The 13905-nt window shown below is 62.2% G+C and carries 13 protein-coding genes and 2 tRNA genes; 11 read left to right on the top strand and 4 right to left on the bottom strand.

The features are described 5' to 3' along the window. The first annotated feature begins 91 nt into the window (after positions 1 to 91). A complete protein-coding gene (locus J8I34_RS26030; protein ID WP_029049740.1) occupies positions 92 to 1000 on the top strand; it encodes a LysR family transcriptional regulator in 909 nt (302 codons plus the stop codon). Between the two features lie 306 nt (positions 1001 to 1306). Here the strand turns inward: J8I34_RS26030 and J8I34_RS26025 are convergent, their stop codons facing one another. Then, positions 1307 to 2830 (bottom strand): flavin-containing monooxygenase, encoded by a 1524-nt coding sequence (locus J8I34_RS26025; RefSeq protein ID WP_209807319.1) that lies wholly within the window; start codon positions 2828 to 2830, stop codon positions 1307 to 1309. Positions 2831 to 3015: 185 nt separating this feature from the next. On the opposite strand from J8I34_RS26025, the gene J8I34_RS26020 reads away from it, so the two are divergent. Both J8I34_RS26020 and J8I34_RS26015 read left to right on the top strand, forming a co-directional pair. Further along, positions 3016 to 3453 carry a hypothetical protein gene (locus J8I34_RS26020; RefSeq protein WP_156914484.1) on the top strand — a complete coding sequence of 146 codons (438 nt, stop codon included), beginning with the start codon at positions 3016 to 3018 and terminating at the stop codon, positions 3451 to 3453. After that, entirely contained in the window at positions 3450 to 4781 is a 1332-nt protein-coding gene (locus tag J8I34_RS26015; protein ID WP_209807318.1) for a GAF domain-containing protein, read from the top strand. The genes J8I34_RS26020 and J8I34_RS26015 overlap by 4 nt, the downstream gene beginning before the upstream one ends. On the opposite strand, the gene J8I34_RS26010 is transcribed toward J8I34_RS26015, so the two are convergent. Both J8I34_RS26010 and J8I34_RS26005 read right to left on the bottom strand, forming a co-directional pair. Continuing rightward, entirely contained in the window at positions 4710 to 5258 is a 549-nt protein-coding gene (locus J8I34_RS26010) for a reverse transcriptase domain-containing protein (RefSeq protein ID WP_500784438.1), read from the bottom strand. The genes J8I34_RS26015 and J8I34_RS26010 overlap by 72 nt on opposite strands. A 443-nt stretch (positions 5259 to 5701) precedes the next feature. Then, positions 5702 to 6604, bottom strand: coding sequence for a LysR family transcriptional regulator (locus tag J8I34_RS26005; protein ID WP_209807317.1), 903 nt, complete (start codon positions 6602 to 6604; stop codon positions 5702 to 5704). A 100-nt stretch (positions 6605 to 6704) separates the two neighbouring features. On the opposite strand from J8I34_RS26005, the gene J8I34_RS26000 reads away from it, so the two are divergent. Genes J8I34_RS26000 through J8I34_RS25990 form a run of 3 tightly spaced genes read left to right on the top strand, consistent with a single transcriptional unit; the run spans position 6705 to position 8512 of the window. After that, positions 6705 to 7136 (top strand): DoxX family protein, encoded by a 432-nt coding sequence (locus J8I34_RS26000; RefSeq protein WP_245176142.1) that lies wholly within the window; start codon positions 6705 to 6707, stop codon positions 7134 to 7136. Between the two features lie 21 nt (positions 7137 to 7157). Continuing rightward, entirely contained in the window at positions 7158 to 7586 is a 429-nt protein-coding gene (locus tag J8I34_RS25995; protein ID WP_209807315.1) for a nuclear transport factor 2 family protein, read from the top strand. Continuing rightward, positions 7586 to 8512: an NADP-dependent oxidoreductase gene (locus J8I34_RS25990; RefSeq protein ID WP_209807314.1), complete on the top strand. Its 927-nt coding sequence runs from the start codon at positions 7586 to 7588 to the stop codon at positions 8510 to 8512. Before J8I34_RS25995 ends, J8I34_RS25990 begins: the two co-directional genes overlap by 1 nt. Positions 8513 to 8519: 7 nt before the next feature. Here J8I34_RS25990 and J8I34_RS25985 read toward each other — a convergent pair whose 3' ends face one another. Beyond that, positions 8520 to 9413, bottom strand: a complete 894-nt coding sequence (locus J8I34_RS25985) for an AraC family transcriptional regulator (RefSeq protein WP_209807348.1) — start codon at positions 9411 to 9413, stop codon at positions 8520 to 8522. A gap of 285 nt (positions 9414 to 9698) precedes the next feature. On the opposite strand from J8I34_RS25985, the gene J8I34_RS25980 reads away from it, so the two are divergent. The 5 genes from J8I34_RS25980 to J8I34_RS25960 all read left to right on the top strand — a co-directional run bounded on the left by J8I34_RS25980 (position 9699) and on the right by J8I34_RS25960 (position 13392). After that, on the top strand, positions 9699 to 10439 hold the full coding sequence (locus J8I34_RS25980) for an SDR family oxidoreductase (protein WP_209807313.1): 741 nt from the start codon (positions 9699 to 9701) through the stop codon (positions 10437 to 10439). A gap of 51 nt (positions 10440 to 10490) precedes the next feature. Further along, a complete protein-coding gene (locus tag J8I34_RS25975; RefSeq protein ID WP_209807312.1) occupies positions 10491 to 11252 on the top strand; it encodes an SDR family NAD(P)-dependent oxidoreductase in 762 nt (253 codons plus the stop codon). A gap of 53 nt (positions 11253 to 11305) precedes the next feature. Continuing rightward, entirely contained in the window at positions 11306 to 12154 is an 849-nt protein-coding gene (locus tag J8I34_RS25970) for an SDR family oxidoreductase (RefSeq protein ID WP_209807311.1), read from the top strand. A 561-nt stretch (positions 12155 to 12715) separates the two neighbouring features. Next, a tRNA-Leu gene (locus tag J8I34_RS25965) sits at positions 12716 to 12800 on the top strand. Positions 12801 to 13304: 504 nt separating this feature from the next. Then, positions 13305 to 13392: transfer RNA gene (locus J8I34_RS25960), tRNA-Ile, on the top strand. The last annotated feature ends 513 nt before the right edge of the window (positions 13393 to 13905 follow it).

Below are 13905 nucleotides of genomic sequence, written 5' to 3'. Positions count from 1 at the left end.
ATCCCAGCAACTTGTCTTCGAGCTGGATGCTAGCTAGCATGAGGCGTTATAGCTAATTCATAGTTTTGACATTGCAATATCGGAAAAATCGATGCTGCCAACACTCAAGCAAATACAGCACTTCGTTGCGATTGCCGAGACCGGGCAGGTGTCGCGGGCTGCACAGCGCTGCAACGTTTCGCAGTCCTCGATGACGGCATCGCTCAAGACGCTGGAGGACGCAGTCGGCGCAACGCTGTTCTCCCGGCACGCCGCGGGGGTAAAGCTGACAGCCGCGGGCATCCGCTTCCTGCGTCATGCGCAGCAGATCGACGTGGCCGTGCGCGAGGCAGTCACCGCGGCAGCAGTTACGCCCGCGGCGCTGACCGGCGTCGTCCGCCTTGGGGTCACCGAGACGATTACGGCGTACGTCCTGCCTAAGCTGTTGCCTGCCCTGGAGCAAAAGTTTCCCGGGCTGGAACTGCAAATCCTGGAGCGACCGCGCGGCGATATCGAGGCGCATATCCAGGCCGGCAAGCTCGACCTGGCCTTGCTGCTGGTTTCCAACCTGCCCGAAATGGATCACGTCGGCTGCGAAACGCTGCTGCGCTCGGCGCGCCAGCTTTGGGGACATCCGGACCATCCGCTGATGCAGCTGGAAGAGATCAGACTGTCTGACGTGGCGCGGCACGACTACATCCTGCTCGACATGGACGAGCATATCGCCACCGTGATCAAGTACTGGGGGCAGTACGGGCTCGCGCCCAGCGTGCGGCTGCAAAGCTGTTCGATCGAGGCCGTGCGCAGCCTGGTGGCGTCGGGGCGCGGCGTGTCTATCCTGTCCGATCTCGTCTATCGGCCCTGGTCGCTGGAAGGGCAGCGCATCCTGCGGCGCAGCCTCACTGACAGGGTGCCGTCCATGGATGTCGGATTGATCTGGCGGCTCGACGCCGGAGCGGACCCGCAGATGCAAAGTTTGCGGGAGTTTCTGCGGGTTGCATTGCGGGAGACGCTACGTTAGCGCTTTTACTGCCCGCCATCCACGGTGGTGGTCAAAATCAATCGCGGGTACGAGCCCTGCCCATCAGCTCACGGGGTCATACCCAAACTCGCGGAGTTCCTGCGAGCCGCGGCAAGCTTTGGCGATCGCTGGCCTGCCCTTTGCCGTGTTCATCATCGGCCGGAGTTCGTCGCGGAGAAAGGCGCCTGACAGCGCCAGATGCGGCAATGGGACGGCTCCCTTCACGGTTCGCCGCGCCGGGCCCCTCGCAGCCCGGACGTACAGCGTGCGTGGGCGACTGGAATGGCTGGCGACGCAAGGCGCGGTTCAGGCGACGACGGCTTCCGGGCTGCCGATCAAGCTGCGCAACCGCAGCTCCTCCGGCGTAAACGCCGGGCTGCGTATTGCCCCGAATGCCTGAGCGGCTGCCAGCGACCGGGCCGGCGCATCGTTCAGGCGGTCTGGGCCTTGCAAGCGGAACGAGACCGGCGAGAGGGGGCCGAACAACAGCGCGCGTTCAAGCTCGGACCAGCGCGCCAGATCGGGCTCCACGCCGATCTGGCGCGCCAGCGAAACCGCAAGATCATGTAGCACTGGCTGCTGCCCGCGCTGCCGCATCGCCCGGCACGCCGCCAGCCCCTGCGCCATCTGTACCGGCGACGGCATGGGTGTCAGGCCGGCCAGCGTGTAGGCAATCCAACGGGCCTGCAGTTCGAGCACCGGCAGATAGGGGCCGACCAGGTTGTAGAGGCCGACAAAGGCTAGTCCCCGGAGGTCCGGATGAAAGGTATGGGCGTGCAGGTCTAGCCCCCTGCCGTCGTAGTTCAGCGTCCGTGCAATGTCTGGCGCCAACCACGGCACTGACAGGCCATAGCCGGTTCCGAAGAGAATCGCATCGGGCGTTGCGACTGTGCCGTCGGTAAAGCGCGCGGTGCCCCCGTCGATGCGGTCGATCCAGGGGCGCACGGTAACCCGGCCTTCGGCGACAGCCGGCAGGAAGCCCTGTGACTGGGAGATGCCCGCCGCGAACACATTGGCATCGGGCACCGGCGCCCCAAACTGGTCGGGCGCGCCGCCGGCCCGAAGCACGGCTGCCTTCAGGCCCTCCGCTAGCGCCTCGGCAGGTAGCGCCTCGCCCGCCAGCGCCGCCGCGCGGTGGAACAACACATGTTCGGCCGGCACGCCTGCAATCAGCTTAGGGACGATATAACGCTGGCGGCGGTAGGCTACGGTGACATTTGCTCCGCCAAAAGCGAGATCAGAGGCGATTTCCAGGGCGCTAATCGAACAGCCGGCCACCAGCACAGAACAGCCTCGGTAAGGCTCAGCACCCTTGTAACGCGCGGTATGTGCGATACCGAGCGCGCCGGTAAAGTTCGCCATGCCAGGAATATCAGGCAGTAGCGGCACGGCTTGCGCGCCTGTCGCCACGATCACCTGTCTAAAGCTCTCTTCGTGCATTCTGCCCGCACTGCGCGAACGTAGCCGCCAGCAGTCACCCTCCGCCGCCTCGAGGCGCTCGACACGCGTACCGAAGCGGATGCAGCGCAGTAAATCGAAGCGGGCTGCATAGCGCTCCAGATAGGCAAGCATCTGGTCCTGGCGCGGATACGTCGCAACATCTGTGGCATGGTCCAGGTCGGAGAAGGCCGACATGACTCGGCTGGTGTTTGTGCGCATGCCGGGCCAGGTCGCGCTGGCCGCGCTGCACAAGTTCCATTGACCGCCGAGCCGGTCGCCGGCCTCGAACAGGATCGGCTCAAAGCCGTGCTGCAGCAGCCAGCGAGCCGAGACCAAGCCGCCCGGGCCGGCGCCGATGATGGCAACCTGCCTGCCTTTCGGATGTTGCATGGTGGGACTATCCTTTTGTCGATGGTCCCAACGTTATAATCTGCCACACAAAATAGCGTCGCTAAAAGGTCGCTAAGCGGCTGGCCGTACTTCCTAAGTTACTCCTAACGGTTTCCGAAGCGAAGACAATCTGGGGCAATATGCGGCTGTCAGACGAGATCCTCGACTTTATAGCGAGCCCGGTGATGATCATCATCGGCACGCGAAATCAGGCCAATCGCCCCTCGATAGCCCGCGCCGTCGGTGGTCGCGCTGTCAACAAGGAAACCGTCGAGGTTATCGTGTCTGCCTGGCAATGGCCGGAAGCGATAGCCAACATGGCCGCCAACGGGCAGGCCGCCATTACCTTCGCTCGCCCTGCGGACTATGTCTCCTATCAATTGAAAGGCTCCACCCAGCTCCGCGCCGGTGACCCGGCAGACCTGGAACTCTCCCGGCGTTACCGGGCTGATATCTATGCCTTGTTCGGCGGCCTCGGTCTCCCGTTCGAGCTGGTCTCGCCGTGGCTGGCGGATAGGGAGCTGACGGTCGCACGACTGCACGTGCGCGAGGCCTACATCCAGACCCCGGGGCCAAAGGCAGGCAACGCCGCCGACTCGCCCACGGAAAGGGGTGGGGGATGATGCCACTGCGCGACCTCGACGACTGCTTCGAAGGCGTAATCCCCTCGATCATCGCCACAACTGCGGCCGACGGCACGCCCAATATCTCCTACCTGTCGCATGTGGTGATGGTGGACGACGCGCATATCGCCATCTCCAACCAGTTCTTCGCCAAGACAGCCGCCAATATCCGCGCCAATCCGCATGCCTCCCTGCTACTGGTCAGCGCTCGCCACGGCGGTCAGTACAAGCTGGATATCACCTGGGTTTCGTCCCGCGACGAAGGGCCGCTGTTCAAGCGCGTGGCAGACCAATTGCGGGCCAGTAGCGCCCAAGTCGGCATGGCTGGCATCTTGCGCCTCAAGGCCATCGACGTGTTCCGCGTCGATAAGATCGAACCTGTGGTTTCCCCCGCGGGGACGGATCATGCAGGCGACGCATCGCCGGCGCCCGATCTTGCCGTCCTCGGCCAGGTGATGAAAACCATCAGCGCACAAGGCGATACGGAAGGCGTAATGGGTGCAATGCTCGATGGCTGCGCGCAATTAGGATTCCCGCATGCCATCGTGCTGCAGAGCGATCCTATCCGCCGCCTGCTTACCACCGTGGTCAGCCGCGGCTACGGCCGCTCCGGCGCCGGTTCCGAAGTGGCATTCGACGAGGGACTAATTGGCATCGCCGCCATCACCCGGCGCCCGGTGAAAGTCAATGACCTGAGCCGGGTTCGGCGGCTGGGCGACGCGATCGAAGCCACCAGCCCCGCCGACGAAGACCGCACCCGCATCATTGGGCTGCCCAGCCTGCCCGACGCCATGAGTCAGATAGCCGTCCCTATCATGGCTCAGGACACGCTGCGCGGCGTGTTGTTTGTGGAAAGCCCGGAGCGGATCGCCTTTCGCACGGCACATGAAACGACACTTGAAATGATCGCCAGCCAGTGCGCACTGGCTCTGGCGCTCTGCGAAGCGCTGGTCCCGGATGCCCGCCCGTCAGCGCTCCGGGCGGTGCCCGGACAGCCAGGTGATCGCGTCATCCACGTGACGCACCACGCTATTGACGATAGCGTCTTCATCGACAACGCCTACGTCATCAAGGGCGTCGCGGGACGCCTGCTGGCCTATATGCTGGGCGTCTACATCAACGAAGGCCGGAACGCCTTCAGCAACCGCGAGATCCGACTGGCGGAGGCGCTGCGGCTACCAGAGATCAAGGACAACCTCGAAACGCGGATGCTGCTGCTTCGGCGGCGGTTGGGGGAGAAGAATCTGCCCGTTCAGTTAATTCATGCGGGGCGTGGGCAGGTCCGGCTGGTTGTGGATGGGCTGCCTGTGCTTATGAGGGCTGGGTGAGCGGCGAAAGACAGATAGAGACGCGCCAAGACGGGGGCGACCTTCCTGACTTTGCCAGCCCCGCACCGTCGTCCTCATCCGGTTCAACGCATCGTTGCTCACCGCCGGCAGGAAACTGGTAAATCGCCGCTTGTATTTGCTCGATGCGTCCCTGGGCCTGAACGTAAAGCCCAGAAACGTAAACTGCACGTTTGGATAAGTGCCAGTACGGTTGCTGTCCTTGCAGTACACAATCCGCGATTTCTCCGGATGCATCGTCAGCCCGCACTCTTCCAGCCGGGGCGCGATAGCCCGCATCACCGCTTCGGCCTGCGCCAAGCTGCGGCAGTGAACCACCGCATCATCGGCGTAACGCGCGAAAGGACAGTGCGGGTGAGTCCGCCGCATCCAACTGTCGAACACGTAATGCATGAACAGATTCATCAGGATCGGACTGACCACACCGCCCTGGGGGGGTACCCCGCGTGCGGGACACACACCTGCCCCTTCTCGCGAGAGTGGCCGGGCGAATCGCGGACGGCCGAGTTCTGAAGCTCATCCAGTCCTTTCTCAAGCAAGACATCATGGAAGACATGACGCGTTGGACGCCGACTTCTGGGAGTCCACAGGGGGGCGGTTATCAGCCCTCTGTTGGCGAACCTCTACCTGCACGAGGCTCATCAATTGGCGCGCCAATCCCGATGTGGAAACAACTGACTGGAGAGCCCGTCGCGGGAAAACCGCAGGGAGGGACGGCGCTCGCCGTTTCCTACCCCTATCCCTTGGCCGTTCTCGGCAATTCGCAGTGTGGCGCGGGGCCGAGCTCTGGTGGACCGACGGGCAACTTCCGTTGCCGACCCATCTCGGCCTGTCATGTCCTTACCGTATCTGGCTGAAATTGGATGAGCAGGAGACATCGCTCTTCCCAAGTTACATGCCGGTTAGTGGATGTCTCGTGCGTCTCTTAGCCGCTTGAGAAACCACCTTCCGGCAGGGCCGGGCGGCGAGTCCTTCCTAAAAACTGCAAACATGGCGATTGGCGGCGTATGTGGCTGAAACGCTTCAAGTCGCAAGGGCACGAGCTTCCCGGAATCCAGGTCATCTTGAACCATTGCTACCGGCATATGGCCCCATCCAAAGCCAGCGCGCAAGAATGCGTGCTTAGCGCCCAGATCGGCAAGGCGCCATATCTGCGGCGAGAAAACGCCGAACGTCGTGCCTTCCGTAAGGGTCGTGCGGTCCGTCAGCACGAGCTGCACGTGCTCCTTCAGATCGGCCGGCCGGAGGATCCGATTCTTTGATGCCAGAGGATGGGACGCGGCAGTGACCGTAATCATCGGCACATCCAGCAATTTCTCGGCATCGAGGATTTCCGGGACCGATGGCATCGATCCGCTGATGCCGAGCCGGCATGTCTGGGCCAGTACCGGCTGCATGACAGCGCCAAGCGCTTCGACGTAAAGCCGCAATGGTGTGTGCGGAAACTCGCTTCGGAATGCACCGACGGCGTCGGTCAACGATGCCATTGGATACATGACGTCCACTACGACGGACAGCTCCGGCTCGAGTCCGTCGGAAATCGCCCGGGCCTTCGCCTTGAAACCGTCCATGCCACCCACCACCAGCCGCGCTTGTGCGAGCAAGGCCGATCCTTCGTCCGTCAGCCTTGGATAACGGCCCGCGCGATCAAAGAGGTGCACGCCGATCTGGCCCTCCAGGTTGGCCAGCGTGTGGCTGACCACGGACTGCGCTCGACGGAGTTTGCGGCCTGCGGCGGAGAAACTGCCTTCGTCGGCGGCCGCGATGAAGGTGCGAAGCTGGTCCAGCGAGACGGCATCGAGCATGGATCTATAGAGTAGATGGATTGCATCTAGAAATATAGGCTACCTGGATAGGTGTCAACTCTTTATGCTTCGTCCATCCACTCTCGAAAGGATGAACACCATGAACTTGAACCTGAACACCTCGCTGAACGAACACTCCGCAATCCCCGCCGTTGGCCGCACCCTGATCGCGGTCATCTTCTTCATCAGCGGCTTCGGGAAGCTGATGGCCCCTGGCGCAACGATGGCCTATATCGCATCGCTGGGTCTCCCGGCGCCGGCCCTCGGACTGATTGGCGCACTGGTCCTGGAACTGGCGGGCGCCGCGCTCCTGGTCATTGGCTACAAGACGCGCGTGGTGGCTCTCCTGCTTGCTGCGTACGCTGTCGTGACCGCGCTGATCTTTCACCACGCGCTCGCTGACCAGAACCAGATGTTCCATTTCCTGAAGAACCTGGCGATGGCCGGCGGTCTCTTACAGGTGGTCGCGTTCGGCCCCGGCGCCTTCAGTCTTGACAACCGTCACGCGCCGGCCAAGCGCGTTGCCGCCTGACACATCGCAGGAGAGGAGATCATGAGCATTTCCACAACGCTTCTGGAGCAACATCTCCAGTTCCTCGTCGACAAGCCAGAGCAATGGCAGGAATTGATCGCCGACGACATCGTCTGGGACCTGCCTTACGCACCCAGCCTGGGTCATCCGCTGAAACTCGAGGGTCGCGAATCTGTGCTGCGGCATGCAAGCTGGTTCGTGGGAGCGGTCAAGAACTTTTGCTTCTCTGATGCCATCGTGACTGCGACGGACGACCCGCAGCATGCGATTGCACGGGTGCGTGGAGAGGGCCTGATCGTGGCGACCGGCCGCACCTACCGCCAGGAGTATGTCGTTTTTCTGACTGCCCGTGACGGACGCATCCTGCATCTGCGCGAGTATTTCGACCCGGTTCAGGCAGCCCTTGCCCTCGACGCCCCTGTAGTGGGCGTCGCTTCCAGGAGCATCTGATGAAAGCCATCCAGGTAACTGAGTACGGCAGCCCCGACGGCATGACGCTGGTTGAGGTGTACGACCCCGTCCCGGGCGACAACGAAGTCTTGATCGATGTCGCCGCCGCGTCGGTCAATCCCATCGACTGGAAAATCGTAAGCGGCGCCATGCAGGCTTTCATCCCGCTGCCGTTGCCATTCACGCCGGGCGTAGACGCAGCAGGGACCGTCATCGCCGTCGGGCGCAACGTGACCACGCTGAAGCCGGGAGATGAGGTAATGGGATTCATCGGCATTGTCGGCGCCTTCGCCACGCGCGCCGTGGTGGAGGCAACCCGGCTGGCACGCAAGCCCGCGTCCTTGGCTTTCGCAGACGCCGCGGCGATCCCCGCGGCGACGTTGACGGCATGGCAGGCGCTGCACGAGCATGGTGTCTTGCAACCCGGCCAATCCGTCCTGATTCACGGTGCGGCCGGCGGCGTCGGCAGTGCAGCCGTGCAGCTTGCCAGGCTGGCCGGTGCCCGGGTGATCGGCACGGGCTCCGGCCCGAGTCGCCAATACGTGGAAAGTCTTGGCGCTGACGCCTTCATTGATTACCACACGGAGGATTTCGCCGAGCGTGTCTCGACGGTAGATCTTGTGCTGGATCTGATCGGCGGCGAAACCCAGGAGAAATCATGGCCCGTACTGAAGCCGGCCGGCACGTTGGTTTCGACGGTCACCAGACCTGATGCTGCGCGCGCCAAAGCCGCCCAAGCAACCGGCAGACACTTCGCCACGCGTAGCGACGCGACGCAGCTCGCGCACCTGGCAGCACTCCATGCGTCGGGCGATCTGCGCACCCATATCGATTCCGTCTTTGGGCTTTCGGACGTCGGCCAGGCGCTTCACCACAGCAAGGGCGGCCACGTAAGAGGCAAGATAGTTGTGGACGTGGCCCAGTAGCGCCCGCCTAAGCGGCAAATCGCACCGCCGGCGAGAGCGTGAAGGACTCACGCATGTCGCGTGCCTCTTCCACCGGCGTTCGCCCGAAAAGCCGCTTGAATTCCCTGCTGAACTGCGAAGTGCTCTCGTAGCCGACGCGTCCCGCTGCAGCCGCAGCGGTGACGCCGTCGCGGATCATCATCAGTCGCGCTTGATGAAGGCGGGTGGACTTGATGTACTGGATTGGCGAAGTGTGGGTCACCGTGCGGAAGTTGGCGTGAAAGGCTGGCACGCTCATGCCGGCTTCTTTAGCCAGGCGTGCCACATTGAGGGGCGCCGCGTAGTCCGTATGGATGCGCTTCAGCGCTCTCGCGACCCGGCCGAAGCGCCCGTGGTGGGCAAGCGCGGCACGCATTGCACCGCCCTGTGTCCCCGTCAACACGCGGTAGCAGATCTCCCGCACCAGGCTTGGGCCCAGAATCTCGGCATCCATCGGCACCGTCAATGCCTCCAGTAGCCTGACGGTTGCGCCGGCCAGATTCGCGTCCAGCTGCGTGGACACCATGCCGTTTGGCGGCGCTTCAGGCTGCTGTGCTGCTGCACCGATCTGCGTGATCAGCTCGCTGAGTTCGATGAGGTCCAGGCGGATGGACACCGCCAACATGGGTTCTTCTGGCGTAGCCTGGGTTTCCGTGGAAAACGGCAACGGTACGGACAGGACCAGATAGTGCTGTGCGTCGTAGACGTAGACTTCATTGCCCAGGAAGCCCAGCTTGCGGCCCTGGCACACGATCACGATGCTCGGCTCGTATAGCACCGGTGTGCGCCCAAGGGGGCGGTCCGAGCGCATCAGCCGAACGCTGTCGAGCGTCGAGTGTGTGTAGCCCTCGTTGGGGGCCAGTTTCTCGATCAGACGAACCATCTTGACGGAAGCGGGGGAGCGGACCTTCGACACCGCAGTCTCCTGTTGTTTGCCTACAGTCGCCATTCTAGCCGCGCCTCTCCCGCTGCGCCAGCCAGTTCGATAGGAATAGGCAATAACGGCATCGGTCCGTGTATTCGCCAAGAGTCAGGTCATCCCTATCATTCACTCACCGGCCAACGAACCATACCGCTTGATTGAAGGCCGATACGCGGCTGCACGGCGTGCCACCTATAGTACGGACCCCGCGTGGCCAGACCCGAACCGACAATAGGAGTATGCAAGATGACAAGCCGCACCAGCGAATCGAAAGTCATTCTGATCACCGGCGCCAGCAGCGGCATTGGCGAGGGCGCCGCCCGATTGCTTGCCAGGCAAGGACACCGGCTCGTCATCGGTGCACGTCGCACCGACAGGCTGGCGGAGCTGGCGCAATCGATCGAAGCGTCAGGCGGTATCGTTCGTTACCGCGAACTCGACGTGACCTCGGTCGATGACGTGGCCGCATTCGCACGGTTCGCGCTCGATGCCTTCGGCCGGATCGATGTGCTGGTCAACAACGCAGGCGTGATGCCGCTTTCGCCGCTCAACGCCCTGAAGGTCGGCGAATGGAACCGGATGATCGATGTGAACATCCGCGGCGTACTGCACGGTATTGCTGCCGTTCTGCCCACGATGGAAGCGCAAGCGGTAGGGCAGATCATCAATATTTCCTCGATTGGCGGGCTCTCCGTGTCGCCGACTGCCGCGGTCTACTGCGCCACTAAGTTCGCCGTACGCGCTATCTCCGACGGGCTGCGTCAGGAAACCGACAAGATCCGCGTGACGGTGATTTGCCCCGGCGTCGTGGAATCCGAACTGGCCGACTCGATCTCCGACGAAACAGCGCGCAGTGCCATGCAGGAGTTCCGTCGCATTGCCATTACGCCCGACGCCATCGCACGCGCCATTGCGTACGCGGTGGAGCAGCCCGCCGAAGTCGACGTCAGCGAGATCGTGGTACGGCCAACCGCCAGCCCGTTCTGACCCATCCCACCGAGCAAGCATTCAGTACGCAACCCTGTCAGGAGGACATTCATGACGACACGCAACACAGCAAGCGGCGCCTTTGCAGGCAAGGTCGCCATCGTGACCGGTGCGGCCAGCGGCATCGGACTGGCCACCACGGAACTGCTCCACGCCGAAGGTGCAAACGTGATTGCCGTTGGGCGCAGCGCCAACGTGGAAGCACTGGCGCGACCCGGCGTCGTTCCCATCATCGCCGATGTGGCACGAGAGGAAAGCGCCGTGCACGCCGTTGCCACGGCAATCGAGCGGTTCGGCAGGCTCGACATCCTGGTCAACAACGCCGCGGTCATCATCAACAAGCCGCTGGTCGATATGTCGCTGGAAGACTGGAATGGCATTCAGTCCGTCAATGCCACCGGCGCGTTCCTGTTCTCCCGGGAAGCCATGCGCGTCATGGTGCCGGCAAGGACGGGTGCCATCGTCAATGTGGGGTCCTACGCCTGCTATCAGGCTTTTCCGCTCATTGCAGCGTATGCGGCGTCGAAGGGCGCGTTGGCGCAGTTGACGCGCGCCCTCTCGCTGGAAGCCATCGAACACGGCATTCGCGTCAATGCAGTCGGTTCTGGCGATGTCATTACCAACATAACCAACCACATCCATGCCGACGGGCAGGCATTCCTCGCCGAACATGGCAAGAAGGCGCCGATCCGCCGCGCAGCACAGCCCAAAGAGATTGCGGAGGTCATTGCCTTTCTCGCATCGGAGAAGGCCAGTTTCATCGTCGGCGCCGTGGTTATGGCCGACGGTGGCATGAGCGTGGCCCTGCCCTGAAGACCATCCACTCCACAGCGCATTGTTCTTTACTGACTCACGGAATTTGCATCATGAAACAGGCATCCCAAACATGGTTCATCACCGGCGCATCGAAGGGCGTCGGCCAGAAACTCGTTACGCATTTGCTGGAGCAAGGTCATCGGGTGGCGGCAACCTCCCGGACGGCCGCTTCGCTGACAGACACGTTCGGTGAGGGATCCGACCGCTTTCTACCGTTGGAGGTCGATCTGACCAATGATCGCAGTGTGCAGCAGGCAATCGAGAAGACTGTGCAATGGTTCGGCGCCATCGACGTAGTCGTCAACAATGCCGGCTACGCCCAGCAAGGTACCGTCGAAGCCTTGTCAGACGACGAGCTGCGCCGCAATTTCGAGGTCAACTTCTTCGCGCCGATGGCTGTCCTGCGCCATGCGCTGCCGCAGCTTCGCCGCCAGCGCAGTGGACACATCATCAACATCTCTTCCATTGTCGGCTACCAAGGCGGGTATGCGGGGTGGGGCAGCTACGTCGCCAGCAAGTTCGCACTATCGGGCCTGACGGAATCCCTGGCGGCAGAAGTTGCCGAACTGGGTATCCGCGCGACGGTGGTGTATCCGGGCCCCGTGCGCACGGACTTTCTGTCGAACGGTGCTCTGGCGGTAGCCAGGCGCCAGATCGACGACTACGCGGAGGCGAAGGCTTCGCTGGACCTGCATCTCGATACGTTGCATGGCCATCAGGCAGGCGACCCGGACAAGCTTGCCCTGCTGATCATCCAAGCCGCCACAGTTGAGGAACCTCCGCTGCATCTTTTCGCCGGCAAGATCGCCAGTGAACTTGCTGCAGCGAAGGTAAGCGCCGTCACAAAGGATCTCGATGCCTGGAGGGGATCGTCCGAAGCCACCGACTTCGCAGACTGATTGAAAGCGCGCATGTTCCGGCTTCGCTGGGACTGTTATCTTCTGAATCCCAAAACACGAACTGCGCGCTCTGCCCATGTACCCGCTCAGGTGTTGCAATGACAGTTTCGGCCAGGAAGCGACATTCGAAGAGCGCAGCGACATGTCTCAAACTGGCCGACTAGCAACGTCCGCAAGCGCTCAGTCCGGTGCAGGGGGGCTGGAAAAGAGCAGGGTGGTCAGCCCCCCGGCCAGCTGGTCGGCGCGAAGGCGGGTTTTCCAGGGGACAAACATAAGATCCATAACCCTTGTGCTTTCGCGAGTTACTGAGGCAACGTCGGGCGTCCTCGGCGTTGAAATGGCGGTCGGAACTTTAAACTGCAGGTAGGAGGTAAAAACGGCGTACCCCATTCTCGACTCAGCAGAAACGCCACATCTCGGTACTACGTCTTACGTCTGGGTCGTAAACAGCAAGAATCTTGAGATAGAATGCAAGACTTGAAGGGCTTATGCGAAGGGCAACTGCGCCAACATAAGTCCTGCAGACCTGAAGCCCGGTACCGGGCAATGTGTTTCTCCTCAGCCGACGTGGTGAAATTGGTAGACACGCTATCTTGAGGGGGTAGTGGCGAAAGCTGTGCGAGTTCGAGTCTCGCCGTCGGCACCAAGCAACTTTCTTGGCAATGCCTCCAGGGGGCAATTGTCCACTGTAACGCTCGATCGGGAAGTCGGAGTCCTGCAAATTGAGGCCCTCCAGCCGCGTTGGCGCGATGCATTAAAAGCTTCTGCTGGCACAAGCTGCAGCCGGTTCAGCTGTTGATCGAGCCTCAACTGCATCCGAGCGAAAGCTGCGCCGAAGAAGGCCGCCGTGAAAGCCGTGACCAAGAAGCTGGCTCCGGCAAAGAAAGTGGTTCCGACCGTAGCGACACCTGAAGTTTCGGCTCGATCCTTGCCTCGGCCGGCACGGTACTTCGTTGACCGGTCGATACGGAAGCTGGGCGCAGCTTGCGCCCAGCCGAATACTCGCCTGAACCCCCGTCGGCCGCAATTGCGTTTCGGTGCCTATCCGTTTCGATGCCCGTGGGACCTAGATTCGCCCGTTCGCTACTGACGGGAGAGGCGGTCATGGCAAATTCTGCGAACTTCAGGCTAGATTCCGCGCGTCGCTACAGGGCCGGACGCCGTGTTGGTTGCAGGCAGCGGACTCATAATCCGCCGGAGACATCCCACCGTGGGTTCGAATCCCACCCGGCCCACCAGGCGCGATGTACTCATAGCTCTTCGCTAGGATCAGCAATATCCAGCCTGAACTGCGGTCCTTCGCAGGCGCCTCAACATGCGCCGAAGGTCCTCGACCTTCTCGCCATCGACAACGACAAGCGGTAAATGCCCATCCTGCGCGCCTCGTCCAGCTCGAAAAGATTTGTCGCGCGCTCGCCGTTAGGCACACGCGTTACGATCTGAAAATTCCGTACGCAAGCTTCCGGTCTATCGACAAGTGAAGTGCGAGGTCGGTGGTGACGACCGCTTACCGCGGATCGCGTCAGCGCCCGCGCTACAATTAAGGCTTCGGTCGTCGCCTGCGGGCGCTGGCTGATGCAGTGCCATGAGCAACCGCGCGACAGGATAATTTTCCCGCCGGCCGAGAAAAACAGGCCGCCAGTCAAACTGGACTCGTGGCGCAGTTTGGCTACCAGGCTGATTGGCGAGGCGCTACTCGCTCCATTCCGCGTCGACGTCCCGAGCAAGATGTCCCGCGAGGATGTAGTCCC

It is taken from the genome of Cupriavidus phytohabitans, from assembly GCF_017815025.1.
Classification (GTDB): Bacteria; Pseudomonadota; Gammaproteobacteria; order Burkholderiales; family Burkholderiaceae; genus Cupriavidus.
The sequence above is the reverse complement of the archived record's forward strand: the minus strand, read 5'-3'. Positions and strand labels throughout refer to the sequence as shown.

Bases quoted from the DNA above. Each gene is read 5' to 3' on its own strand.
- J8I34_RS26030 (WP_029049740.1), top strand. From the start codon at position 92: ATGCTGCCAACACTCAAGCAAATACAGCACTTCGTTGCGATTGCCGAG.
- J8I34_RS26025 (WP_209807319.1), bottom strand. From the start codon at position 2,830: ATGCAACATCCGAAAGGCAGGCAGGTTGCCATCATCGGCGCCGGCCCG.
- J8I34_RS26020 (WP_156914484.1), top strand. From the start codon at position 3,016: ATGATCATCATCGGCACGCGAAATCAGGCCAATCGCCCCTCGATAGCC.
- J8I34_RS26015 (WP_209807318.1), top strand. From the start codon at position 3,450: ATGATGCCACTGCGCGACCTCGACGACTGCTTCGAAGGCGTAATCCCC.
- J8I34_RS26005 (WP_209807317.1), bottom strand. From the start codon at position 6,604: ATGCTCGATGCCGTCTCGCTGGACCAGCTTCGCACCTTCATCGCGGCC.
- J8I34_RS26000 (WP_245176142.1), top strand. From the start codon at position 6,705: ATGAACTTGAACCTGAACACCTCGCTGAACGAACACTCCGCAATCCCC.
- J8I34_RS25995 (WP_209807315.1), top strand. From the start codon at position 7,158: ATGAGCATTTCCACAACGCTTCTGGAGCAACATCTCCAGTTCCTCGTC.
- J8I34_RS25990 (WP_209807314.1), top strand. From the start codon at position 7,586: ATGAAAGCCATCCAGGTAACTGAGTACGGCAGCCCCGACGGCATGACG.
- J8I34_RS25985 (WP_209807348.1), bottom strand. From the start codon at position 9,413: ATGGTTCGTCTGATCGAGAAACTGGCCCCCAACGAGGGCTACACACAC.
- J8I34_RS25980 (WP_209807313.1), top strand. From the start codon at position 9,699: ATGACAAGCCGCACCAGCGAATCGAAAGTCATTCTGATCACCGGCGCC.
- J8I34_RS25975 (WP_209807312.1), top strand. From the start codon at position 10,491: ATGACGACACGCAACACAGCAAGCGGCGCCTTTGCAGGCAAGGTCGCC.
- J8I34_RS25970 (WP_209807311.1), top strand. From the start codon at position 11,306: ATGAAACAGGCATCCCAAACATGGTTCATCACCGGCGCATCGAAGGGC.